The following is a 23,004-nucleotide window of genomic DNA, read 5'->3' as shown; positions in this document are numbered from 1 at the left end:
CGAAAACATAAAATGGTGCCCCTGGTCAGACTCGAACTGACACACCTCTCGGTACCGGATTTTGAATCCGGCGCGTCTACCATTTCACCACAGGGGCACGCTTTGCGAAGGATCGCGGCGGGTGAGGGACGCGTTGTTATCGGCTTTTAACGGGACTGGCAAGCCCCTCAGGCCTGCGTTTCCACCGTCAGGTGCTGTATCTCGCGCACAGGGGTGAGGCGGGAGCGGATGGTGGCGCTGTCGGCGGGGCCTTGGGTGCTAACGATGGCCGCCCACGCCGCCGGACCAATGCGCCAGACGTGCAGGTCGCTAAGGGTCGTGCCGTCGGTTTCAACACACTCACGGATTTCGGCCTCAATCTGCGCGTCGCTGCGGTCGAGCAGGACGCCCGACGTGCCTTTGACGAGGCTCCACGCCCAGCGCGCGATGACAACCGCGCCGACCACCCCGATCAGCGGATCGAGCCACCACCACCCGGCAAAGCGCCCGGCCAGCAGAGCGACGATGGCCAGAATGGAGGTCAGGGCATCGGCCAGCACGTGCACATAGGCGGCGCGCAGATTGTTATCGGCAGAGGCGTGCGCGTGCTCATGATGATGGTGATGACCATGATCATGCCCGTGGTGATGGATATGGCTATGGCTATGGCCATGCCCGTGCCCGTGCCCGTGATTATGCCCGTGCCCCAGCAGAAGGGCGCTGAGCAGGTTGATGATCAGGCCGATCACCGCCACGATGGTGGCCTCGGTAAAGGCCACGGCCTGCGGCTGAAACAGGCGCAGGATCGATTCAAAAGCGATACCCAGAGACACCATGCCCAGCACCAGCGCCGAGGCAAACCCGGCAAGGTCGCCCACCTTGCCCGTCCCGAAACTGTAGCGGCGGTCATGGGCGTGTTTGCGCGCATAGAGATAGGCCAGTGCCGCGACGGTCAGCGCCCCGGCGTGGGTGGCCATGTGAAAGCCGTCGGCCAGCAGGGCCATGGACCCGGTCAGGTAACCGGCAACGATTTCGCCCACCATGGTCACGGCGGTCAGGCCGAGGACCCACAGGGTGCGGCGGGTATTGGCGTCGTGGGTGGCGCTCAGATAGACGTGATCGTGTGGTGTATGCGTCATTTGGCGTACCTGCGGATGACGGCCAGCAGTTCTTCGGTGCCGCTGGCGCGGGCTTCGGGGCTCAGGTCCGGGCGCGCGACGTGTTCGCGCAGATGCTCTTCGATCAGTTGGTCCATCAGGCCGTTGACGGCCCCGCGCACGGCGGCTGCCTGTTGCAGCACCGTGGCGCACGGCGCGTCGGCCTCTATGGCTTTTTCGATGGCCGCCAGTTGCCCGGCGATGCGGCGCACGCGGGCGGTGAGGCTGTCTGTGTTGGCGTGCAGGTGTCCCATACTATACCCCCCTATAGTATATGGGGCGCGGCGTCAATGTTCGAGAAGAGGGCGGTAGAAGCCTCAGTCGTCGCGTTCGGCGTCGCGTCGGCGCATGTCTTCGCCCCAGGCCGAGATCAGCTCAGAAACGATGGCCAGAAGCGACGGGAAGCGCGAGGCCAGAAGCCCGGCGACCACGGCGGCGGCGCTGGCCAGCACGGGAGAGCGGCCTTTGAGGGCATCGAGGATGCGCTGGATATGCACGATCGCTGATTGGGCGTGGGCGGCCTGAGTCTGGGCCTTCAATAGCGCCTGCTGTTCCTCGCGGCGGCGTTTGCCCGCTTGCTTGACCAGCACATAGAGGATCAGCGGCAGGATCATCGTCCCGCCCAGCGCCACCGGCCCCCAGATCGGCCCCAGCCAGATTTGCAGGGCGTTGAACAGGCCGATACTGGCCCAGGCCAGACCGATAATGGCCGCGGCGACCATTAGGACGACAACGATCAGGGTGGTCCGCAGCTCAGACAGCTGTTCCGACAGATTAAACATGACGCGCCCCTTGAAAATGAACAGACCGATTGTGCGGCACACTATGGCCGTTTGGCAGGCTTTAGGGCAAGGATATCCGCGCGATTCCGTAAGAATTCCGTAAAAGCCGAGGCTCATTGATGAAAACGCTGATCGCCGCCCTGTGGCACATGACAGGTGTCCTCTGCGCACCGCTCTACTGGTTGCTGTCGGTCCTGTTTTTGTGGGGCGGGATGATCCTCAATGGCGAGGGTAAGCCGGAGGGGATGTGGGCCATCTGGCTGGTGCTGATCCTGCTGGTCGCGCGCTTTGCCCCGCCGGTGCGCAAGCTGGGCGGGCGGTGGGTCAATGTGCTGGGCTGTGCGGTTTTTGGTCTGTTCGCGCTAGGGGTTTCGGTGATTTAGAGCGGGATTATTTCAGGTAAAAAGAACATTTCCACTCGGCTCTAACCCGTCTGATCCAGTACGCGGCGCAGGGTTTCGACGATGCGGTCGATGTGCGCTTTTTCGATGATCAGGGGCGGCGACATGGCGATGATGTCGCCGGTGACGCGGATCAGCAGACCGGCCTCAAAACAGCGGTCAAACACCTCCAGCGCGCGGGCCGTAGGGGCCCCGTCGCGCGGCGTCAGCTCGATCCCGGCGATCAGGCCCAGATTGCGGATGTCGATGACGTGCTTCGCGTCGCGTAGAGAATGGACGGCCTCCTGCCAGTAAGGGGAAATTTCGGCGGCGCGGGCGAACAGGCCTTCCTCTTCATAGGTCTCCAGCGTGGCGATCCCCGCGGCGCAGGCCAGCGGGTGGCCGGAATAGGTATAGCCGTGGAACAGCTCGATCGGAGTTTCCGACGCCTGCATAAAGGTGTCGTAGATGCGGTTCGACACGCCCACCGCGCCCATCGGCACGGTGGCATTGGTGATGCCCTTCGCCATGCAGACCAGGTCCGGGCGCACGCTGAAATAGTCGGCCGCAAAGGGCGTCCCCAGCCGTCCGAAACCAGTGATCACTTCGTCGAAGATCAGTAGAATATCGTGCTTGTCGCAGATATCGCGCAAGCGCTTCAGATACCCCTTCGGCGGGATCAGCACGCCGGTCGAACCGGCCACCGGCTCCACGATGACGGCGGCGATGGTCGAAGCGTCGTGCAGCGTCACCAGCCGTTCCAACGCGTCGGCCAGATCGGCCCCATGCTCGGGCTCGCCTTTGGAAAAGACGTTCTGTGGCAGGTGGGTGTGCGGCAGGTGATCGACCCCGGTCAGCAGCGTGCCGAAGTGCATCCGGTTCTTGACGATGCCGCCAACGCTGATGCCGCCAAAGCCGGTGCCGTGATAGGCGCGCTCACGCCCGATCAGGCGCGTCTTGGCGCCATTGCCGCGCATCCGGTGATAGGCCACGGCGATCTTGAGCGCCGTATCCGCCGCCTCTGAGCCGGAATTGGTGAGGAAGACTTTTTTCAGGTCGTAGGGCAGGATGTGGCTGAGTTTGTGGGTAAATTCAAACGCCAGCGGGTGGGCTATATTGAAGGTCGGGGCAAAGTCGAGCACCGCAGCCTGTTTCTGAATGGCTGCCGTGATCTTGGGGCGATTGTGCCCGGCATTGGAGCACCACAGGCCCGCCGTGGAGTCCAGAATTTCACGCCCGTCGTGGCTGCGGTAATACATGCCGTCGGCTTCCACCAGCAGCTTATGCCGCCCGGATTTGAACGCCCGGTTGGGCGTGAAGGGCATCCAGAACGAACAGAGGGCGTCGGGTGAGGGGAAATGATCAGACGCGTCCATGGCCGGGCCTCCCTTAAACAACAGGCATTTCAATTGTCCGTCCACAGCTTACAGGCTATACACAGCCGTACCAGTCCTTTTGTGCGCCGCTGGCTCATTTTGTGATCACATTTTCGAGGCCGTCTCTATGACCTTTCCGGCGCTGACCCGTCTTGCGCAAACCTCCGTGCCTGGGGGAACTGAGGTGCGCGATGAAGAGTCTTCGGTCCATGATCAGGTCTATGAGGCGCTGGCCAACCTATTGATTCAGGGGCAGTTGCCGCCGGGCAAGTCGGTTTCGCTGCGCACGCTGGCCAGCGGGCTGGGCGTCAGCCCTATGCCGGTGCGTGAGGCGGTCCGTCGCCTGATCGCGCAGAAGGCCCTTGAGCTTCAGCCTTCGAACAAGCGCCTGCGTGTGCCGTCTCTGTCCGAGGATCGCCTGCGGCAGTTGATGATGGCGCGTCAGTGGGTCGAGCCGGAACTGGCCTTCCGCGCCGTGGCGGCAATGACGAAAGACGTTATTGCCGAGCTGAAGGCCGACGATCAGCGTCTGATGGCGGCTTTGGGTAAGGGCGATGTCGATGGCTACATGCAGGCCAACCACGCCTTTCATTTTCGGATTTACCGGCTGGCGCAGGCGGACCTGTTTCTCGATATGGCCAAGACGCTTTGGCTGCAATCGGGGCCGTTCATGCGCGTGGTCTTCGGGCGGCTGGGCACGGTGCAATTGCCGCAGGACCACCATCAGGAACTGATCCGCGCCTTTGAAACCGGCGATGCAGGGGCCGTGCGTCAGCATATGTCGGACGATGTGCACGAAGGCATGGAACTGATGCTTGAGGCTTTGCGGGCGTACTAATAATGCCTCCCCCCGAAGCGAAGTCTGGTTAAGCTTGATCAGGGGTAGATGCCATCAAGCGTACATGAAATTGTTCAAAAGGCCGTCAGAGGACTCCAGTCCTATGATGTCCATAATCTCGACCAGATAATCGCAGATGCGATTGCGGTCTTCTGTGTCATGTCCTGCGAACCACAACAGGCACTGTGCGAACAGCTTCAGGACCGAAGCCTTGTTCGGAGTCTCAGGCAGTGTTGCGATTAACTGATCGACAAACGCGTTAAGCTCAGTTTCAGCGGCGGGTCTGAGGCTGGCGGGGAGAAATCCGACATAAGCCGGATATCGCGTGTCATCCGGGCCAAATTTGGGGAGGGACCAAAACTCTTTGAGGGCGGTTATCGTGTCGTCTGTAATGTCCAGCCTTGATGACATGCGCTCCTCTTGTGTCTTTATATCCTTTCCAATCTAGCTTGACTTGTTGCGTCCCGCCATGCTCCATTTGTGATCACAAATTGCCGGAGGTTTTGCCATGCTGCCCGCGCCGATTGCCACGCCTGCTGCCGACCTGTCCGGGGTGCTTGAGGCCCTGAAAGCGGTCTTCATACCTGATAAGGCCTTTCTCGACGGGCAGTGGACCGCAGCGGCTTCCAGGCGCACCTTCGATAATCACACGCCGCGCGACCATAGCCTGATCAACCGGCTGCCCGCCTGTGACGCCGCTGATGTCGATGCGGCCGTGCGTTCGGCGCGTCATGCCTTCGAAGACGGCCGCTGGCAACACCTTGCCCCAAAGGCCAAGAAAAAGGTGTTGCACGCCCTGGCCGACCGGATGACGGCGCACGCGGAAACCCTGGCCCTGCTGGAATGTCTCGATACGGGTAAGCCGATCCGTGATGCCCGCGCCGTTGATATTCCGCTGGCCATCAATAGCGTGCGTTATTATGCCGAGGCGCTGGACAAGATCTATGGCGAGGTCGCGCCCGCGCCGCAGGGCCGTTTCTCCTATGCCGAGCACGAGCCGTTGGGCGTTATCGGCGCCATCGTGCCGTGGAACTTCCCGCTGCACATGGCCATGTGGAAGGTCGCCCCGGCGCTCGCCATGGGCAATTCGGTGGTCCTCAAACCCGCTGAGCTGTCGTCCCTGACGGCGCTCTATGTGGCGGCGCTGGCCATCGAGGCCGGTCTGCCTGCCGGCGTGTTCAATGTGGTGACCGGCTTTGGCCATGAGGCCGGGGACGCGCTGGCCCGCCATATGGAAGTCGATATGATCGCCTTTACCGGGTCGGGCCCGGTGGGGCGGCAACTTATGAAGGCGTCGGCCGAATCCAATCTCAAGCGCGTTTCACTGGAGTTGGGCGGTAAGTCACCGCAGATCGTCTTTGCCGATTGTCCGGACCTTGAGGCCGCCGCCCAGAACGCTGCCTGGGGCGTCTTCTACAATCAGGGTCAGGTGTGCACGGCGGCCTCGCGCCTGTTCGTCGAAGCCTCTATCAAGGACGCCTTCCTTGAAAAGGTTATCGCTGTGGCCAAGACCATCACGGTCGGCGACCCCTTCGATCCGCAAACGGCCTTCGGGGCGATGATCTCCGAACGTCAGATGAACACGGCGCTCGACTATATCGCCAAGGGGCAGGCAGGCGGTGGCACGCTCAGACTTGGCGGTGGTCGGGTTATGCGCGACACGGGTGGTTTCTATGTCGAGCCGACGCTTATTGACGGTATCACGCCGGACAATGTGCTGGCGCGCGAAGAGGTGTTCGGGCCGGTCCTGTCGGTCCTGACCTTTGAGGGCGAGGCGGAGGCGTTGCGTCTGGCCAATGATACCGTCTACGGGCTGGCCGCCGGGGTGTGGACGGCGGATGTCGGGCGTGCCATGCGGGCCGCGAAACAGCTTAAGGCCGGGCTGGTCTGGGTAAATGGCTGGGACGCCTGCGACATTACGCTGCCGTTCGGGGGCTTTAAACAGTCGGGCTTTGGTCGCGATCGCAGCCTGCACGCACTATATAAGTATGCCGATCTGAAGTCCGTCTCGATCAGCTATACGGTATAATGTCATGAAACTCACCCCCGCTATTCTCGACATCCTCGGCGACGCCATCAGCCAGACGCCCCCCGCCTACAAGGCCTTTGCTTCGTTTAACCCCTCTACCGGCGAGGTGCTGGCCTATGTGCGCGATATGGGGGCCGAAGAGACCGAGGCCGCCATTACCTCCGCTCAGGCCGCAATGCCCGAATGGGCGGCGAAAACCGCCAAGGAGCGCGCTAAAATTCTGGAAAAATGGCACGATCTGCTGATGCAAAATCAGGAGGCGCTGGGCCTTCTGGTGTCGCTGGAGCAGGGCCGTGCGATCAAGGAAGCACGCGGCGAAGTCGCCTATGCGGCGGGCTTCATCGAATGGTTCGCCGAAGAGGGTAAGCGCGCCTATGGCCGTACCATCCCGGCTCCGGTGGCGGGCAAACAACTCCTGACTGTTCAGCAGCCGGTGGGTGTGGTGGGTGCGGTGACCCCGTGGAACTTCCCTCTGTCGATGATTACGCGCAAGCTGGGGCCGGCGCTCGCCGCCGGGTGTGCCGCGGTGCTGAAACCCGCCGAAGACACGCCGTTGAGCGCGCTGGCACTGAAGCAACTGGCCAACAGGGCCGGGGTGCCCGAAGGTCTGATCCACATTGTGACGGCCGCCAGCGGGGCCGAGGTGGGTAAGGTCCTGACCACCGATCCGCGCATCAAAAAGTTCTCTTTCACCGGCTCCACTGCGGTCGGCAAAACGCTCTATGCGCAGTGCGCATCGACCATCAAGAAGATCTCGCTGGAACTGGGCGGCAATGCGCCGGTGGTGGTGTTTGACGACGCCGACCTCGATATCGCGGTCCCGGCGACGGCCCTGTCGAAGTTCCGCAATTCGGGGCAAACCTGCGTCTGCGCCAACCGCATCTTCGTGCAGCGCGGCATCTATGATGCCTTTGTCGAACGTCTGACAGCTGAGGCTCAGCGCTTGCTGCTAGGGCCGGGCTGGGAAGAGGGCACAGGCCTTGGGCCGCTGATCAATCAGAAGGCCGCCACCAAGGTGACGCAACTGGTCGAAGAGGCGGTGTCGAAGGGCGCGCGGGTGGTGCTGGGTGGCAAAGTCGACGAGGCTCAGGGACCGCTGTACTTCCCTGCGACCATTCTGACGCATGTGCCGCGTGAGGCCCGCATGTTCGATGAGGAAATCTTCGGCCCCGTGGCGGCGCTCTATCCGTTTGACACCGAAGCGGAAGGCATCGCTCTGGCCAATGACACGCCGTTCGGTCTGGCGGCCTATGCCTTTACGACGGACATTAAGCGCGGCTGGCGCGTGTCTCAGGCCATTGAGGCGGGCATGGTTGGTCTCAATGACGGGGTCATGTCCACCGAGGTCGCGCCCTTTGGCGGGGTCAAGGAATCGGGTCTGGGCCGCGAAGGCGCGGTCGAAGGCCTCGAGGAGTTTCTGGAGACGAAGTTCATCAGTTTCGGGGGGTTGGGATGACCTGGGATATCGCCCCCTTCGTCCTCTTCGCTGACGAAGGGGGCTTGCCGTGACGGCTCTGTCTGATTTTTTCACAGAACAAAAGCGCCTGTTCACCGCCACTCACCCCAAAACCGTTGCTCTGGCCGAACAGGCTAAAAGTGTGTGGCGAGGCGGGGTGCCGATGCACTGGATGCACGACTGGGCCTCGCCCGTGCCGCTCTATGCCGAGCGGGCAAAGGATGCGACCCTGTGGGACGTCGATGGCCACGCCTATGACGACTTCTGTCTGGGCGATACCCCCTCAATGTTCGGCCATGGGCGCGAGGAGCTGCAACGCGCCATTGCCGCACAGGCGGGGCAGGGGGTGGGCTTCATGCTGCCGACCCGCTCCAGCCTTGAGGTGGGGCGGCTGCTGAAAGACCGGTTCGGCCTGCCGGTATGGCAGTGCGCGACGACGGCGTCTGACGCCAATCGCGCCGTCATCCGCTGGGCGCGGGCCATTACGCAGCGGCAGAAGATCCTGTTTATCGACGGGGCCTATCATGGCATGGTCGATGACGCTTTTGTGGTGCTGAAGGACGGGCAGATCGTCCACAAAACCGGCCTGATCGGGCAGGTCGCCGACCTGACGCAGCATAGCGTCGTCGTGCCGTTCAACGACCTGACGGCGCTGGAGTCGGTGCTGCGCACGGGTGAGATCGCCGCCGTCATGCTGGAACCCGTCATGACCAATTGTGGCATGATCCTACCGATTGAGGGCTATCACGAGCGCCTGCGCGCCCTGTGTGACGAGACGGGCACGCTGCTGGTTTACGATGAGACGCACACCCTGTCGTCGGGGTTTGGCGGCTATGTGAGTGAGCATGGTCTGCGCGCCGACGTCCTGACCGTGGGTAAGGCCATTGCCGGAGGGGTGCCCGCCGCCGTCTGGGGCGTCAGCGCCGAAGTCGCCGCGCGCATGGACGCCGCTCAGGCCGCCATCGGACCGGGCTCGTCCGGCATTGGCACCACCTTGTCCGGCAATGCGCTGGCCATTGCCGGCATGAAGGCCATGCTCAGCGAGGTCATGACCCCGGACGCCTATGCCTACATGCAAGCCAGCGCCGAAACCCTTGTGGCCAAACTGAGGGCCGTCATCGCGCAGCATCAGGTGCCTTGGTCGGTGGTGCATGTCGGCGCGCGGGCCGAGCTGGTCTTTGCCGATCCGGCCCCGCAAACCGCCGCCGAAATGCGCCACGCGCTGGACCCGCACCTGCTGGAGGCCCTGCATCTCTATCTGATCAATCGCGGGGTGCTGATCGCGCCCTTCCACAATATGATGCTGATTTCGCCCAAAACCCCACCGGAGGCCATTGACCGTCTCGTGGCGGCGGTGGAAGGTTTTATCACTGAGTACACGCGTTTCACGTCCTCCGCTGCATAAAGGCAACGCCGTTGTCGGGAGGGTGTAGCGCCAAGCCGCTGACGGAGGGGGCGTTTGTTCGTCCAATTGCCCCTACCGTCTTCTCGTTTCACTCGAAGACACCTCCCTCGTAAACAGGGGAGGAGGATAACGAAATGACCCTGCCTGCACACCCCATGGTCGCCACCGTTGATGAGGCCAAGGCCTTTCTGGAGGCCCATCCTCACATCAACTACTTCGAGATCCTGTTCACCTCGATGACCGGCGTGCCGCGGGGCAAGCGTCTGCGCCGTCACGAGTTGCTGCCCATTTACGAGTATGGCCGCTTCCTGCCGGGTTCGATTCTGGTGGTCGATACGTTGGGGGCCGATTGCGAAGAGACGGGCCTTGTCTGGGAAGACGGGGACGCCGATCGTGTGGCGCGGCCGGTGCCGGGGACGCTAACGCCCGCGCCGTGGCTGGGGGATGATGTAGGGCAGGTAATGCTCTCGCTTTATGAACTGGACGGCACGCCCAACGACCTCGATCCGCGCCATGTGCTGCAACGCGTGCTCGACCGCTACGCCGCCGATGGCCTGACGCCGGTGGTGGCCTGTGAGCTGGAATATTACCTCGTCGATATTGAGCGGGGACACAAAGGTGAGCTGGTGCCCGCCGCCGGGTTCAACACGGGGCAGACGCCCAAGGGCATTCAGGTCTATGGCCTGCCGGAAGTCGAAGCGCACGGTGAGTTCTTTCGCACCCTGTGGGAGACGGCGGATGTGATGAACATTCCGTTGGAAGGGGCGATTTCTGAATTTGCCCCCGGTCAGGTCGAACTGACCCTGAAGCACAAGCCGGATGCGCTGCGCGCTGCCGACGATGCCGTGCTCTATAAGCGCATGGCCAAGGGTGTGGCGCTCAGCCTCGGCATCGAAGCGACCTTTATGGCCAAGCCGTGGGCCGATCGCGCCGGTTCGGGCTTCCACGTCCACGTCTCGGTGGCCGATAAGGACGGCAAAAACCTCTGTGCCGACGCCCATCCGGAAGGTTCGCCACTTCTCAAGCACATGATCGGCGGCATGAAGGATCATCTGGCCGACTGCATGGGTATCCTCGCGCCGGGCGCCAACAGCTATAAGCGTTTCAAGGCCAATTCCTACGCGCCGGTGGGCCTGACCTGGGGCGTTAATAACCGCACGGTCAGCTTGCGCGTCACCGCCGGTCCTGCCCTTACGCGCCATGTCGAACACCGCGTCGCCGGGGCCGATGGCAACCCCTATCTGGTGCTGGCGGCCATTCTAGCCTGCGCTCACCACGGCCTGACGCGCAAGATCGACCCCGGTCCCGCCGTCGTCGGCAATGGCTATGCGGTGGCCGCCGAAACCGGCGCGACTCTGCCTACCAACTGGTTTGCCGCGGTCGATTATCTCGACAGGTCTCAGGTGCTGCGCGACTATCTGGGCGAGCGTTTCATCGACATGTACGTGAAGGTCAAAAAGACCGAACAGGCGCGTTTCTTCGAGGAAATCACCGAACTGGACTACGATTGGTATCTGCGTAACGCCTGATACAAGCGCATTATGTCCTCTCGCCCCTCACAGCGCGATAGGCAGGAGAAACACGAAAAACCCCGCGCCGTCGCCGGTGCGGGGTTTCCGTGTGTTCGGGTATCTCTTTAAGGAGATTACGCCGCCAGAGCGGCGCGGACCTTCTCGGCCACGGCAGCGAAGGCCGGGGCGTCGTTGGCAGCCAGAGCGGCCAGAGCCTTACGGTCCAGCTCGATCCCTGCCAGGTTCAGGCCGTGGATGAACTGCGAGTAGGTGAAGCCTTCGACGCGGGCAGCCGCGTTGATGCGCTGGATCCACAGGGCGCGGAAGTTACGCTTGTTCACGCGGCGGTCGCGGTAAGCGTATTGACCGGCCTTATCGACAGCGGCCTTGGCGGTGCGGATGGTATTCTTGCGGCGGCCGTAGAAACCCTTGGCCTGCTTCAGAACTTTTTTGTGACGGGCGTGAGAAACAACGCCTCTTTTAACACGTGCCATGTTTCACGTCTCCTTAGGCGTAGGGCATGTAGGATTTGATCTTCGCGGTATCGGCGTCCGACATTACCTGCGTGCCGCGGTTCTGACGGATATACTTGCCGTTGTGCGAGATCAGACGGTGGCGCTTGCCGGCCACGCCAGCCTTCACCTTGCCCGACGCAGTGAAGCGGAAACGCTTCTTGGCGCCCGATTTGGTCTTCAGTTTTGACATTTCATTTGCGGCGCGGGTAACGCCGTCCTCTTTATAGAGTTAGCACCCGCCAAGGCATGTCAGGGGCCCGGCAGGTCAGGAAGCGCGGGTCATTACAGGAAAAGACCGCAGCACGCAAGCGGAGTCTTGAAATCAGACTGTATAGCTTAGAGCCACATAGAATTTAACCGCGTGGCCTGCCACTAGATCGGTGCTTTCCAAACCATTGATGATCTTTCGCGCATTTTCCATTCGGTGAGATCGCCTTGGAAAAAGTCTTCCAGCTTCTTACCGGTAAACAGGCCCATCGTCATGCCGGTGAACATAATTTTTAGCGCGATGTCCGTATTCAGTGGGCGGTTGGGATCGGTTGTCAGGTCTTCGTCAGTGGCATTGCCGAGTTTCAGGTAATTGGCCTTTTGCGTGATTCGCATCAGCCCTCGCCTCAGCCACGACTTGCCTTCGGCATTTTTGCGCCAATAAGGTTTTTTACCCACGGCAACTTGCCCGCCTTAAGGGCCCTCTTAAGAATGATGATGGGGGTGGCGTCGCTTGTGGCGCGTGTTTTGCGCACGGGCGGCATGAGGTGGGCCGTTTCATGGAAGGCTGTGACCAGCATATTGGCCAGCCAGCGATCATCCAGATGAGAGGCTTCTGCTTGCTATTTGTCGAGAATGGCGGTGAAGCCCTCTATTTGCGAAGGTGTAATCTTTCCCCGCCAACAGCTCAGCGCGGAGGGTTTGAAGAACTGTTTGCGATTGATGCCGGCTATGAGCCCCCTTTTGAGTTGCGTATGAACCGTCTAAAGCATGAAAGGGGTTGGTTTGTATCGTTCGTCCCCAGAGAGAATAGTTTTCCAACCCAAAACAACAATAACGATGTTCTTTATTTGCGTGTTTTTGGGGAAGGTCTGCTATTTTTAACCGGCTGTTAACCGCGTTTCCAGACTCTGCCCAATTAGAGGTGTCGCTACCGCGCGGGGCCTGTTTTTCCCTTGCAGAACCCTACCCATCCATGAACACCGGCTTCGCACACCCGTTTACGCGCACTGATCGCTCGCCGCTGGCTATGTGGTGGTGGACCGTGGATAAATTGACGCTCGGCTTCGTGCTGCTGCTCATTTTTGCCGGCCTGGTTTTTTCGTTTTCGTCGTCGCCGGTGGCCGCGCCCAAGGTTGGCATTGCCAACGAGTTTTACTTCACCCAGCGCCACGTGCTGTTTGCCTTCGCGTCGGTGGGGCTGATGCTCGGCATTTCGATGTTTTCGCTGAAAGGGGTAAAGCGCGCCAGCGTCGCCATCTATGGCGGGGCCATCTTCGTCATGGCCATGCTGCCGCTGATCGGCCACACGTCCAAGGGGGGGCGGCGCTGGCTCGATCTCGGTTTCTTCAGCCTTCAGCCGTCGGAGTTTCTGAAACCCGCCCTGATCGTGCTGGTCTCGTGGATGTTTGCCGAAGGCCAGAAGGGTAAGGGTGTGCCCGGCGTCACCATTGCCTTTTGTCTCTATGCGCTGTGTATCGCCTTGCTGCTGATCCAGCCCGACGTGGGGCAGTCTATCCTGATCACCGTCGCCTTTGGGGCCTGCTTCTATATCTCGGGTGTGCCGATGCGCTGGATCGTCGGTTTGTCAGCGGCCGGTGTGACTGGGTTTGCCAGCCTCTACTTCATTCTGCCGCACTTTCGCGACCGCATTAAAGACTTTATTGACCCGGACGGCGACCGTTTTCAGGTCGAGCGCGCCGCGGCGGCCATCGCCAATGGCGGCCTGACCGGCACGGGCGTCGGCGAAGGCACCATGAAGCGCCTCATCCCCGACATGCACACCGACTTTATCTATTCGGTGGCGGCGGAAGAATACGGCCTGTGGATGTCGCTGCTGCTGATCACCATTTTTGCTTTTGTGGTGCTACGTGGCCTTTGGAAGGCCATGGCCATGCCCGACGCCTTTCGCCAGATTGCCACATCGGGCCTGTATATCCTGTTGGGGATGCAGGTGCTGATCAATATCAGCGTCAACTTGCAGGTCATTCCGCCCAAGGGCATGACCCTGCCGTTTATCTCTTATGGCGGGTCGTCGCTGATGGCAATGGGGTTGACCATGGGGTTGATTCTGGCCCTGACGCGCAAACGCCCGGCCGAAGTCGAACCGGATGATCATACGCAGTGGTAACAAAGACCCTTGCCTTCTTTAAGAGGGCGGGAATGCGAAAAATCCTGCCCCGTTTACTGGACCAAAAATGTGAAAACGCCTTCCCCGGATACGGGGAAGGTGGCAGAACAGTCGACAGCCTGGGCTGACGGAAGGGGCACCGTCAGATCCCAGCGTACGGATTGTGTGCGCTGAACCTCTGTCCCCCTCCCACCGCTTCGCGGTCCCCCTTCCCATAAACAGGGAAGGATTAAATGAGCAAATATCTATGGCCCGTAAGAAAAAGCCCAAACCCCTTTCCGAGATACCGTTGGCCGTGGTGGCTGCCGGGGGGACGGGCGGGCACATGTTCCCCGCCGAAGCGCTGGCGCGTGAGTTGATCGCGCGCGGCTGGCAGGTGGTGCTGGCCTCCGATGCGCGCGGCGCGGCCTATGCCGAAAAGTTCCCGGCGATAGAGCGCCTGTCGCTGGAGGCCGCGACCTTCAAACGCGGCGATGTCATCGGCATGGCCAAAGCGGCGCTGAAAATCTTTACCGGCACGCAGCAGGCGCGCAAGGCGTTCAAGCGCCTTAAGCCCTGGGCGGTGATCGGCTTTGGCGGCTATCCCTCCTATCCGGCCCTGATGGCGGCTTTGTCGCGCAAGGACGTGACCTTGCTGCACGAACAGAATTCGGTGCTGGGGCGTTCCAACCGTCAATTGTGCGCCAGGGTCGATGCGGTGGCCTGCGCCTTTCCGGTGCTGAAAATGGCCCCGGCTGTGCTGGAAGGGCAGGTGCAGGTGGTCGGCAATCCGGTGCGCCCGGACATCCGCGCGCTTTATGAGCAGCCCTATCCGCCCATCGACAAGGAGATTCGCCTGCTGATCACCGGTGGGTCCCAAGGGGCAAAGATTTTGTCGGAGACGGTGCCGCAGGCGCTGGCACTTTTGCCGGTGTCGCTGCGCATCAATCTGCGCGTCGAACAACAGACGCGCGCTGAGCAGATCGACTTTGCGCGTAAAACCTATGCCGAGGCCGAGATCGAGGCCGAGGTCGCGCCCTTCTTTGACAATATGGCGGAGCGGCTGGGCCGCGCCCATATCGTTATTGGTCGGTCGGGCGCTTCGACCTGCTGCGAACTGGCCGTGGCGGGCAAGCCGTCTATCCTCATCCCGCTGAAAATCGCCGCGGATGATCACCAGACGCACAACGCCGCCGTGCTCAAAGAGGCCGGTGCCGCTGTGGTGCTGCGTGAAGACGATGTGACGGTAGAAAGCCTGAGCGAAGCCATTCGCGCCCTGATCGAAGAAGGGGCGGCGGGGCTTGAAACACGCGCTGCCGCCGCCAAATCGGTGGCGCGGCCCGACGCTGCCCAGCTTCTGGCCGATCTGGTCGAGCGCACAGTGAAGCGCAAGAGAGCCGAATAATTGTTTCCTTATCTGCGTAGCCGCTAGATCAGGATGGTTTTGAGTGTGAGGGGGCGTCCCATGTTTTTTGCGCGTAACAGGCTCGATGCGGGCTTTGTCCAGAAGACTCTGTTCCTGCTGATGGTGGTGGGTTTAAGCCTTCTGGCGTTCAAGCTGATCGGCATCTGGCTTCTGGTGTTTGGGGCGGTGGTGGTGGCGACCGTGCTGCGGGCCACGGCGGAACCGCTGGTCAAGTATCTGAAGCTCAGGGACAACTGGGCGGTGCTGCTGGCACTGCTGTTCCTTGTGTCGTTTCTGTCGGCGTCGGGCTGGCTGTTCGGCAGCGAGATCGTGCGCCAAACCAACAACCTGTCGCGTGAACTGCCCGAAGCCTGGGCGCAGCTTCAGGAACGCCTGCGCGCCTCTGAGGCCGGGGCCACGGTGCTGGATCAGATCAATAACCTCGGTCAGCAGGCGTCGGGTGTGCTGTCTCTGGTGCCCAAGATCGCCGGGGAAATTGCCTCCTCAATTGCCAATCTGGTGGTAGTGGTGGTCGCGGGTATCTTCATGGCCATGCACCCTCGCAGTTATCGCGACGGGGTAGTGCGCCTGTTCCCCAAATCGCAGAAGGACCGCGTGCGCGATGGCCTGAACCTCAGTGGCAAGGCGCTGCGTCTGTGGCTTTTGGGGCAGTTGTTTTCCATGGTGCTGGTAGGGTCGCTAACGGCCATCGGGCTCAGCATTGCCGGTGTGCCCTCGGCGGGAGCGCTGGGTTTGATGTCCGGTCTGGCGCAGTTTGTGCCGATCGTCGGTCCGGTGGTCTCGGCGGGGCCGGGCCTGCTGCTGGCGGCGTCAGAAAATATGACGACCTTTATCGCCGCGCTGGTCATCTATGTCGGAGTGTCGCAGCTTGAATCGAACATCATCACGCCGATGGTACAAAAGCACGTCGCGGCCGTGCCGACCGTCATAACGCTATTTGCCGTGCTGGGCTTTGGCTCGCTGCTGGGGCCGCTGGGAGTGTTGTTTGCCACGCCGCTGACCGTGGTGGCGCACACGCTGGTGATGAAGTTCTATGTCGGTGAAGTGCTGGGCGATCACGGCGCCGAGGCGGAGGTGTCTGGGGAAGTTAAGGATTAGAGGCGACCCAGCGGGTCCTGAGAGTGATGCAGGATGCGCAGCACCAGTATACCCTGCTTTAGAGGTCGATAGTAAATGATGTGCGACAGGTGCGAAAAGCGCCGGGTCTGCGTGCGTATCTGTTCGCAGCCGGCACCTATGCCCGGCCGTTTCGTCAGCAGCATAAGGGTTTCATGGAGTTCGTAGCGATATTTACGCGCTTGCTCATAGCCGAACCGGTCGAGCGTGTAATGCGCAATGGATTTCAAATCCTGACCGGCTTCGTCGCTGAGGGTAAAGTTAGCCATGTTTGGCGGCCTGACGTTTCAGGTAGCGCTCTTCGGCATCATTCCAGATGTTATCAAAGCTCACATCGCTGACGCCGCTCGCTTCGGCCTTATCGAGCATGTCGCGTAGGCGGTCTTCGGCGGCCTGTTTTTCCTCATCGCGTCGCACCAGATCGCGGAAATATTCGCTGACATTGTTATAGTCGCCCTGTTCGACGCGGCGCTGAACGGTTAGCGCCATGCGGTCGGTCATAGAGATGGAAAACTTGGCCATGGGATGCTCCTGTCTTTCCCCGGAACGTAGCATCAAATCCGATCTGTTCCTATCTGATCCGACGGTGTAGCGCTCAAAAAATCCTCCGTGACACCTTTGTCGCTGTGTTCTAAAGCAGAACACCTTTCATTTTGCCCCGCGAGTCCACGCCTCCATGATTGCACCTGCCAAGCTCCGCCCCACGCCCTTCGACCTCGGTCCCGTGCACTTTGTCGGCATCGGCGGCATCGGCATGAGCGGCATTGCCGAAATCATGATCAAGATCGGCTATAAGGTGCAGGGGTCGGACGCCAAGGCCTCGGCCAACACCGAGCGCCTGCAAAAGCTGGGGGCGAAAATCTTTATCGGCCACGAAGCTTCGCATGTCAGCGACGACGTGTCGGCGCTGGTCTATTCTACGGCGGTTAAACACGACAATCCCGAAATGGTCGCTGCGCGGTCCCGCCGTATCCCGCTGGTGCGGCGCGCTGAGATGCTGGCCGAGCTGATGCGTCTGCAATTTTCCATCGCGGTTGGCGGCACGCACGGCAAGACGACGACGACCTCGATGGTGGCGGCGCTGCTCGACGCCGGCGGGCTGGACCCCACCGTGGTCAATGGAGGCATCATCAACGCCTATGGCACCAATGCCAAGGTCGGCGACGGCGACTGGATCGTAGTTGAAGCCGATGAGTCCGACGGCTCCTTCCTGCGCCTGAAATCGACTCTGGCCATCGTCACTAATATTGACGCCGAACACCTGGACCACTGGGGCGATTTCGAAGCCGTGAAGAAGGGCTTTGTCGATTTTGTCGAAAACATCCCCTTCTATGGGTTTGCGGCGGTCTGCGTCGATCATCCGGAAGTGCTGGCCCTGACGGCCAAGGTCGAAAACCGCCGCCTGATCCCCTATGGTGTCTCACCGCAGGCCGAGGTGCGTTGCACCAATATCGACTTCGGCCCGGAAGGCGCGACCTTTGATGTGGTCTTTTCGCCGGTGGGCGTTGAACCGTTTGTCTGGGCGGGTCTGAAACTGCCCATGACTGGCAACCACAATGTGTCGAACGCTACGGCCGCCATCGCCATCGCCCGCGAACTGGGCGTCTCTGAGGATGATGTGCGCAAGGGGCTAGGGGCTTTTGGTGGCGTCAAGCGCCGCTTCACCACCACAGGTATCGTCAACGGCGTGCGCATCATCGACGATTATGGCCACCACCCGGTCGAAATCGCCGCCGTGCTCAAGGCTGCGCGTCAGGTGACTCAAGGAAAGGTCATCGCCGTGGTGCAGCCGCACCGCTATACCCGCCTGCGCGACCTTATGACCGAGTTTTCGACCTGTTTCCACGACGCCGATAAGGTGATCGTCGCCGATGTCTATTCAGCGGGCGAAGTACCGATTGAGGGTGTCAGCAAGGATGCGCTGGTTGAAGCCCTGCACCGCCACGGCCACCGCAATGCCGTTGGCCTCGACGGCCCGGCGGCGCTGGCGGGCCTTGTGGCGGCTGAGGCCAAGGCCGGTGATCTAGTCGTCTGCCTGGGGGCGGGCGACATCACGCAGTGGGCCTATGCGCTTCCGGCGCAACTGGAAGGAGTTGCCGCGTGAGTGATTGGGCCGACGCTCTTCCTGCCGTGCGCGGCAAGATCGTAAAGCAGGCGGAACTGGCCCCGTTTACGTGGTTCCGCGTAGGCGGTCCGGCGGATGTGCTGTTCTTGCCCGAGGATGAGGCCGATCTGGCCACATTCCTCAAAGGGCTTGACCCCGCCGTGCCGGTGACGCCTATCGGAGTGGGCTCGAACCTACTGGTGCGCGATGGCGGGCTGGAAGGCGTCGTCGTGCGTCTGGGGCGCAACTTCGCCCAGATCGTAACGGATGACTGGGGATTGACGGCTGGCGCAGCCGCTTTGGATGCTCAGGTGGCTAAGGTTGCCGCTAGGGCCGGGCTGGCAGGTTTGGAGTTTTATGCGGGAATACCAGGTACGGTGGGTGGAGCTGTCACCATGAACGCCGGGTGTTATGGTCGGGAAACCAAAGATGCTTTGCTGTCTGCTCGAATTATGGATCGATCAGGAAACGTGGTAACACTTTCTAATGCGGAACTTCAGTTCGCCTACCGTCATTCAATCCTTCAGGAAAAAAACTGGATTGTGCTCGGTGCGGCCTATGAACTTCAGGAGGGCAACGACCCTTCTGAGGTAATTGCTCGCATTGAAGAAATCACCGCCAAACGCGAAACTTCCCAGCCGATCCGTGAAAAGACTGGCGGTTCGACCTTCAAAAATCCGGAAGGCCATTCAGCGTGGAAGCTGGTCGATGAGGCGGGTTGGCGCGGTAAGTTCTTTGGCGGTGCCAAGTTTTCAGAGCTGCATTCCAACTTCATGATCAATGCCGACAACGCCACCGCTGCCGACCTCGAAGGCTTGGGTGACACGGTGCGCGCTGAGGTCAAAGACAAGTTCGGAATCGACCTGCACTGGGAAATCAAGCGCATCGGGCGTAAATGAGGTTCGCCTCCCCTTGCCGCAGGCATGGGGAGGTGGTGCCCCGAAGGCGTTCCGGAGGGGGAGGGCGACATCAAAACAAGGGGCGTTGCTTCAAAATCTATGGCGCTACCCCCTCCGCCATTTTTCGCGTAGGCTCAAAGTGCCAGCTCTCCGTCGCTGCGCGATAGGGAGGAGAAAGGCTATAATGACCGATCTTGCTCTCATCATGGGGGTAATCAATGCCACTCCGGATTCGTTTTCAGACGGCGGTTCCTATGACCCGGTGGCGCAGGGCCTGCGCCTAATCGCCGAAGGGGCCGATGTGCTCGACATCGGCGGTGAGTCCACGCGCCCCGGCGCCGAACCCGTATCGGTTGCCGAAGAGATTGCCCGCGTCGTGCCGGTAATCGAAGCCCTTCGCGCTAGGTGGTCCGGCCCCCTGAGTATCGACACGCTGAAACCCGACGTGGCGCGCGCTGCCTTTGCTGCCGGGGCGACCCTCTGGAACGACGTGACTGCGCTCAGCCACAGTCCCGACAGTCTTGCTACCGCCGCCGAATTGCAAGGGCGGGTCATCCTGATGCACATGCAGGGGGAGCCGCGCACCATGCAGGTCGCACCACAATATGACGATGTGGTCGCGGAGGTCGAAACCTACCTGCTCGCACGTGCCGCGGCGGCGATTCAGGCGGGCGTGCCGCGCGAAAACATCTGGCTCGATCCGGGTATCGGCTTTGGCAAGACCCTGGATCATAATCTCAGCCTGATCCGTGCAACGCCGCGTCTGGCTTCGCATGGCTTTCCCTTACTGATGGCGGCCTCGCGCAAACGCTTCATCGCAGCGCTCGAAGAACGCGAAGGCGCGCCCCCGTCCGATGCAACGCAACGTATCGGGGGCACACTGGCCATCCATCTCTATGCGGCGCAAAACGGCGCGCGCATGGTTCGGGTGCACGATGTGGCCGAGATGCGTCAGGCCTTGCGTTTGTGGGCGGCCCTCGCCTGACACGCGAAGTCCGGTTACACCTGAAACGGTCCTATGTCTTTGAAATGTAACACTCAGCCCCTTTCGTGCAAAAAAGGCGGCCAAATTGGCGCGAAACGGCTTTACAGCCCCGCCGGGTCCGGTGTTAACCTCTCAGCGTGCGCTGCGGTATAGATGCGCGCAGGGGAAAATCGGTAGAATTATGATGAAGCGGGTCCTGACGAAAAAGCCTCAGTTCAGCAAGACCGTGTTGCCGGACAGGCAAAAGCGTAATCTGAAGTTCAGTCACGCGCCGCAGGAGGTTGAGGTCGGCGTCGATACCGTGCCGCAGATTCTCAGCGGTCCGGTTGAGATGGAGGTGCCCGCCTATGAGTGGGCCTCTGCCGAAGAACCCACGCCGCCCGCCGTCATTGCGCAGCAAAGCCGCAACCTGTTCCAATGGATCGTCGCCATTGTTCTGCCGGTGGCCGCCCTTGGCGTCATCGCCCTGTCCGTGGTGGCTCTGGCGCAGGCCGGGGGCTATGACGCGGACTTTATTGCTTCACGACTGAAGTAAATCAGTTGATCTGCGCGTAAATATCAAAGGCGGCGCTGAAGTCCGGGTTGCGGATCACCGTGCCGCACGTCAGCGCATAATCGCCGGGATCCACCATCAGATAGGCTTCGGGCACCAGAGGCAGGAAAAACTCTTCGCCCTGAGGCGTTCCCACCAGCGACAGCACCAGCCCTTCCTTGCGATTGGCGCGGATAACGCGTCCGCCGATCAGCTCAAAGCTCAGCAGGTCGTCATTGGTGCCGATCTGATTGAGACGCACGACCAAGATCTTGCCCAGCAGAACGCGCACCATCGGGTCCGAGGCCTCGGCGAAGGCTTCGGGGACCAGTTCGTTCCAGCGGGAGTCGTCGGTGTTTGCGGTCATGGTCACAGCTTACGAAATCGCGGCAAGATCTCACCGTCACTATCGACCGATTCGCTGAACATGGCCAAAGGCCGCACCCACAGGCGTGCCGGATCGGCCTGAATGACCGGGGCATAGAGCACCAGCACCTCTTCGGTTTCGGAGTGCGTTACGCAGCCAAAGACCACGTAATCCTTGCCTTTGTAGTGGCGGTACAGGCCGGTGGCGAGGGCGCTGGGATAGTCGGCGATCGGGCGGGTCATGTCAGATCCTTGCGTTGCGTGCTTTCCTTAGCCGGGCGCGCAGATTAAGGAAAGGGTATCCATCTCAAGGAGGTATCCATGCGTCGCGTACTGATCATTGCCGGTTCGGACCCGTCGGGCGGGGCGGGGATACAGGCAGATCTGAAGACCGTCACCTGCCTGGGTGGTTATGCCATGACGGCAATTACCGCGCTGACCGTGCAGAACACGCTGGGCGTCACCGACGTCATGCCGGTACCCGAAGCCCTGATCACGGCGCAGGCCGAAGCCTGTCTGAGCGATATTGGGGCCGATGCGGTCAAGACAGGGATGCTAGGTACAACCGCAGTGGTCGAAACCGTGGCGGCCTTGCTCGATAAGGCAGGGGTATTTGCGGTGGTCGATCCGGTGATGGTGGCCAAGGGCGGGCATCCGCTATTGGTCGATGAGGCGATTGACGCCATCCGCACGCTGCTCATCCCGCGCGCTGGGCTGCTCACTCCCAATGCGCCGGAAGCCGCCGTACTGACCGGTATTGAGGTGGTGGACGAAGCCTCTCAGCAACGCGCTGGTGAGGCGCTGTTGAACATGGGGGCGAAGGCCGTGCTAATGAAGGGTGGGCATATTGACAGCGCAAATGTGGTCGACTGGCTGCTGTGGGAAGAGGATGCACGGCGCTATGTGTCCGAACGGATCGAGACGCGGCATACGCACGGCACGGGCTGCACCCTGGCCAGCGCCTGCGCCGTGTTGGCGGGGCCGGATCGATGTCTGGCAGATAGCGTTGAAATGGCACGTGACTACGTAATGGGTGCGCTTGTCACCGCGCCGAATTTGGGCGGCGGGCATGGGCCGCTCAGACATAACTGGGTGCTTTGAGCGGGTCAGATGCGTCCCCTTAGGGTATGGGGGGACAGAAGGGGACGCATCCTTGAGGGGGCAGTGTTCACTGCTGCCCCCGACCTTCAGGCGGAGCTCTTAAACACTCCGCCCAAAGTATTTAGCGACGCCAGGCGGTGTCGCGGTCGTTACGCTCCCAGTGGAGCTTTTGTTCAAAGCGATCCAGACGGTAGCTGAGGTTGGCCATTTCCTGACGGTCGATGCCGCGGCCCGAACGCTCATACTGATTAGATAGACGCTCGATACCGTTCAGTTCGCTGCTGAGCCGGCCGAATTCGCTACGCGTGAGGCGGCCCGAACGGCGGCCCATGTCGAGCCGATCTTCGAGGCGCTCGATACGTGCATCGACGCGGTTGTCGCGATAGTCGCGGACATCTTCGCGGCGATCGTAACGGTCATATCGGTCGTGCTGGCCGGCCGCAAAGGCGGGGGTGATAGCCGCCAGGCCGGCAATGGCAACGACGGCGGTGGCAATGGTCTTGAGCTTGGTCATCTGGCTTTCTCCTTTGGTCAGGTGTGACGCTGTGGATCAGCGTTGAGACCTTTATAAGAGCGGCCACTCGAACCGAACCTGAACGGTGCGGTTCATTTTCGGTTCAGGGTTGGCCCCATCGATTTCCGCTTGCACTTGGGCGGATTTGGCCGCAAAAGCCGCGTGTTTGCGTAGATCGCCCGGCGCGCCGACCGGAGAGACGATTACCGAAGAAGA

At 61.2% G+C, this 23,004-nt stretch carries 28 protein-coding genes and 1 tRNA gene; 15 read left to right on the top strand and 14 right to left on the bottom strand.

Translation table 11 applies throughout. The features are described 5' to 3' along the window. Positions 1-13 precede the first annotated feature (13 nt). The 4 genes from ASTEX_RS08950 to ASTEX_RS08935 all read right to left on the bottom strand — a co-directional run bounded on the left by ASTEX_RS08950 (position 14) and on the right by ASTEX_RS08935 (position 1,918). Positions 14-97 (bottom strand) — tRNA-Leu (locus ASTEX_RS08950). A gap of 70 nt (positions 98-167) precedes the next feature. Beyond that, positions 168-1,118, bottom strand: coding sequence for a CDF family Co(II)/Ni(II) efflux transporter DmeF (gene dmeF / locus ASTEX_RS08945; protein ID WP_013479295.1), 951 nt, complete (start codon positions 1,116-1,118; stop codon positions 168-170). Beyond that, entirely contained in the window at positions 1,115-1,390 is a 276-nt protein-coding gene (locus ASTEX_RS08940; protein ID WP_013479294.1) for a metal/formaldehyde-sensitive transcriptional repressor, read from the bottom strand. The genes dmeF and ASTEX_RS08940 overlap by 4 nt, the downstream gene beginning before the upstream one ends. Before the next feature lie 63 nt (positions 1,391-1,453). Further along, positions 1,454-1,918, bottom strand: coding sequence for a hypothetical protein (locus ASTEX_RS08935; RefSeq protein ID WP_013479293.1), 465 nt, complete (start codon positions 1,916-1,918; stop codon positions 1,454-1,456). 119 nt (positions 1,919-2,037) lie between these two features. On the opposite strand from ASTEX_RS08935, the gene ASTEX_RS08930 reads away from it, so the two are divergent. Then, positions 2,038-2,301 (top strand): hypothetical protein, encoded by a 264-nt coding sequence (locus ASTEX_RS08930; RefSeq protein WP_013479292.1) that lies wholly within the window; start codon positions 2,038-2,040, stop codon positions 2,299-2,301. Between the two features lie 41 nt (positions 2,302-2,342). Here ASTEX_RS08930 and aptA read toward each other — a convergent pair whose 3' ends face one another. After that, entirely contained in the window at positions 2,343-3,674 is a 1,332-nt protein-coding gene (aptA, locus tag ASTEX_RS08925) for an omega-aminotransferase AptA (protein ID WP_013479291.1), read from the bottom strand. Positions 3,675-3,801: 127 nt separating this feature from the next. On the opposite strand from aptA, the gene ASTEX_RS08920 reads away from it, so the two are divergent. After that, positions 3,802-4,512: a GntR family transcriptional regulator gene (locus ASTEX_RS08920; RefSeq protein ID WP_013479290.1), complete on the top strand. Its 711-nt coding sequence runs from the start codon at positions 3,802-3,804 to the stop codon at positions 4,510-4,512. A 54-nt stretch (positions 4,513-4,566) separates the two neighbouring features. Here ASTEX_RS08920 and ASTEX_RS08915 read toward each other — a convergent pair whose 3' ends face one another. Continuing rightward, positions 4,567-4,923 carry a DUF4844 domain-containing protein gene (locus tag ASTEX_RS08915; RefSeq protein WP_013479289.1) on the bottom strand — a complete coding sequence of 119 codons (357 nt, stop codon included), beginning with the start codon at positions 4,921-4,923 and terminating at the stop codon, positions 4,567-4,569. Between the two features lie 97 nt (positions 4,924-5,020). Between ASTEX_RS08915 and ASTEX_RS08910 the strand changes: the two genes are divergently transcribed. The 4 genes from ASTEX_RS08910 (at position 5,021) to ASTEX_RS08895 (ending at position 10,931) form a co-directional block, all read left to right on the top strand. Beyond that, positions 5,021-6,541 (top strand): aldehyde dehydrogenase, encoded by a 1,521-nt coding sequence (locus ASTEX_RS08910; RefSeq protein ID WP_013479288.1) that lies wholly within the window; start codon positions 5,021-5,023, stop codon positions 6,539-6,541. Between the two features lie 4 nt (positions 6,542-6,545). Then, on the top strand, positions 6,546-7,997 hold the full coding sequence (locus tag ASTEX_RS08905) for an NAD-dependent succinate-semialdehyde dehydrogenase (protein ID WP_013479287.1): 1,452 nt from the start codon (positions 6,546-6,548) through the stop codon (positions 7,995-7,997). A 49-nt stretch (positions 7,998-8,046) separates the two neighbouring features. Continuing rightward, positions 8,047-9,402: an aspartate aminotransferase family protein gene (locus tag ASTEX_RS08900; protein WP_013479286.1), complete on the top strand. Its 1,356-nt coding sequence runs from the start codon at positions 8,047-8,049 to the stop codon at positions 9,400-9,402. Between the two features lie 155 nt (positions 9,403-9,557). Then, positions 9,558-10,931: a glutamine synthetase family protein gene (locus tag ASTEX_RS08895; RefSeq protein WP_041659135.1), complete on the top strand. Its 1,374-nt coding sequence runs from the start codon at positions 9,558-9,560 to the stop codon at positions 10,929-10,931. A gap of 116 nt (positions 10,932-11,047) precedes the next feature. Here ASTEX_RS08895 and rplT read toward each other — a convergent pair whose 3' ends face one another. The 3 genes from rplT to ASTEX_RS20695 all read right to left on the bottom strand — a co-directional run bounded on the left by rplT (position 11,048) and on the right by ASTEX_RS20695 (position 12,094). Further along, positions 11,048-11,407 carry a 50S ribosomal protein L20 gene (rplT, locus tag ASTEX_RS08890; protein WP_013479284.1) on the bottom strand — a complete coding sequence of 120 codons (360 nt, stop codon included), beginning with the start codon at positions 11,405-11,407 and terminating at the stop codon, positions 11,048-11,050. Between the two features lie 13 nt (positions 11,408-11,420). Further along, positions 11,421-11,618 (bottom strand): 50S ribosomal protein L35, encoded by a 198-nt coding sequence (rpmI, locus tag ASTEX_RS08885; protein ID WP_013479283.1) that lies wholly within the window; start codon positions 11,616-11,618, stop codon positions 11,421-11,423. 182 nt (positions 11,619-11,800) lie between these two features. Next, positions 11,801-12,094 carry a hypothetical protein gene (locus ASTEX_RS20695; RefSeq protein ID WP_218918600.1) on the bottom strand — a complete coding sequence of 98 codons (294 nt, stop codon included), beginning with the start codon at positions 12,092-12,094 and terminating at the stop codon, positions 11,801-11,803. 101 nt (positions 12,095-12,195) lie between these two features. On the opposite strand from ASTEX_RS20695, the gene ASTEX_RS20690 reads away from it, so the two are divergent. From ASTEX_RS20690 to ASTEX_RS08865, 4 genes are all read left to right on the top strand, one after another. Next, entirely contained in the window at positions 12,196-12,531 is a 336-nt protein-coding gene (locus ASTEX_RS20690; protein WP_218918599.1) for a hypothetical protein, read from the top strand. Between the two features lie 80 nt (positions 12,532-12,611). After that, a complete protein-coding gene (locus tag ASTEX_RS08875; protein WP_013479282.1) occupies positions 12,612-13,766 on the top strand; it encodes an FtsW/RodA/SpoVE family cell cycle protein in 1,155 nt (384 codons plus the stop codon). Positions 13,767-14,013: 247 nt separating this feature from the next. Further along, positions 14,014-15,150 (top strand): undecaprenyldiphospho-muramoylpentapeptide beta-N-acetylglucosaminyltransferase, encoded by a 1,137-nt coding sequence (gene murG, locus ASTEX_RS08870; RefSeq protein ID WP_013479281.1) that lies wholly within the window; start codon positions 14,014-14,016, stop codon positions 15,148-15,150. A 60-nt stretch (positions 15,151-15,210) separates the two neighbouring features. Further along, entirely contained in the window at positions 15,211-16,269 is a 1,059-nt protein-coding gene (locus tag ASTEX_RS08865) for an AI-2E family transporter (RefSeq protein WP_013479280.1), read from the top strand. Here the strand turns inward: ASTEX_RS08865 and ASTEX_RS08860 are convergent. Together ASTEX_RS08860 and ASTEX_RS08855 are read right to left on the bottom strand one after the other, a co-directional pair. Next, entirely contained in the window at positions 16,266-16,556 is a 291-nt protein-coding gene (locus tag ASTEX_RS08860; protein WP_013479279.1) for a type II toxin-antitoxin system RelE/ParE family toxin, read from the bottom strand. The genes ASTEX_RS08865 and ASTEX_RS08860 overlap by 4 nt on opposite strands. Next, on the bottom strand, positions 16,549-16,809 hold the full coding sequence (locus ASTEX_RS08855; protein ID WP_013479278.1) for a type II toxin-antitoxin system ParD family antitoxin: 261 nt from the start codon (positions 16,807-16,809) through the stop codon (positions 16,549-16,551). The genes ASTEX_RS08860 and ASTEX_RS08855 overlap by 8 nt, the downstream gene beginning before the upstream one ends. Before the next feature lie 154 nt (positions 16,810-16,963). On the opposite strand from ASTEX_RS08855, the gene murC reads away from it, so the two are divergent. The 4 genes from murC to ASTEX_RS08835 all read left to right on the top strand — a co-directional run bounded on the left by murC (position 16,964) and on the right by ASTEX_RS08835 (position 20,810). Next, positions 16,964-18,391, top strand: a complete 1,428-nt coding sequence (murC, locus tag ASTEX_RS08850; protein ID WP_013479277.1) for a UDP-N-acetylmuramate--L-alanine ligase — start codon at positions 16,964-16,966, stop codon at positions 18,389-18,391. Continuing rightward, a complete protein-coding gene (gene murB / locus ASTEX_RS08845; protein ID WP_013479276.1) occupies positions 18,388-19,290 on the top strand; it encodes a UDP-N-acetylmuramate dehydrogenase in 903 nt (300 codons plus the stop codon). Before murC ends, murB begins: the two co-directional genes overlap by 4 nt. 184 nt (positions 19,291-19,474) lie before the next feature. Next, entirely contained in the window at positions 19,475-20,275 is an 801-nt protein-coding gene (folP, locus tag ASTEX_RS08840; RefSeq protein WP_013479275.1) for a dihydropteroate synthase, read from the top strand. A gap of 181 nt (positions 20,276-20,456) precedes the next feature. Continuing rightward, entirely contained in the window at positions 20,457-20,810 is a 354-nt protein-coding gene (locus ASTEX_RS08835) for a hypothetical protein (protein ID WP_013479274.1), read from the top strand. A 1-nt stretch (position 20,811) separates the two neighbouring features. On the opposite strand, the gene ASTEX_RS08830 is transcribed toward ASTEX_RS08835, so the two are convergent. Both ASTEX_RS08830 and ASTEX_RS08825 read right to left on the bottom strand, forming a co-directional pair. Beyond that, positions 20,812-21,174, bottom strand: a complete 363-nt coding sequence (locus ASTEX_RS08830) for a hypothetical protein (RefSeq protein ID WP_013479273.1) — start codon at positions 21,172-21,174, stop codon at positions 20,812-20,814. Positions 21,175-21,176: 2 nt separating this feature from the next. Continuing rightward, positions 21,177-21,416 (bottom strand): DUF1653 domain-containing protein, encoded by a 240-nt coding sequence (locus ASTEX_RS08825; protein ID WP_013479272.1) that lies wholly within the window; start codon positions 21,414-21,416, stop codon positions 21,177-21,179. Between the two features lie 78 nt (positions 21,417-21,494). Here ASTEX_RS08825 and thiD point away from each other — a divergent pair, with 78 nt between their 5' ends. Next, on the top strand, positions 21,495-22,274 hold the full coding sequence (thiD, locus tag ASTEX_RS08820) for a bifunctional hydroxymethylpyrimidine kinase/phosphomethylpyrimidine kinase (RefSeq protein WP_013479271.1): 780 nt from the start codon (positions 21,495-21,497) through the stop codon (positions 22,272-22,274). Between the two features lie 121 nt (positions 22,275-22,395). Here thiD and ASTEX_RS08815 read toward each other — a convergent pair whose 3' ends face one another. Beyond that, entirely contained in the window at positions 22,396-22,788 is a 393-nt protein-coding gene (locus ASTEX_RS08815; RefSeq protein ID WP_013479270.1) for a hypothetical protein, read from the bottom strand. Positions 22,789-23,004: the final 216 nt, after the last annotated feature.

This window comes from Asticcacaulis excentricus CB 48, assembly GCF_000175215.2.
Classification (GTDB): Bacteria; Pseudomonadota; Alphaproteobacteria; order Caulobacterales; family Caulobacteraceae; genus Asticcacaulis; species Asticcacaulis excentricus.
This window is presented reverse-complemented; position numbering and strand designations above follow the sequence as displayed.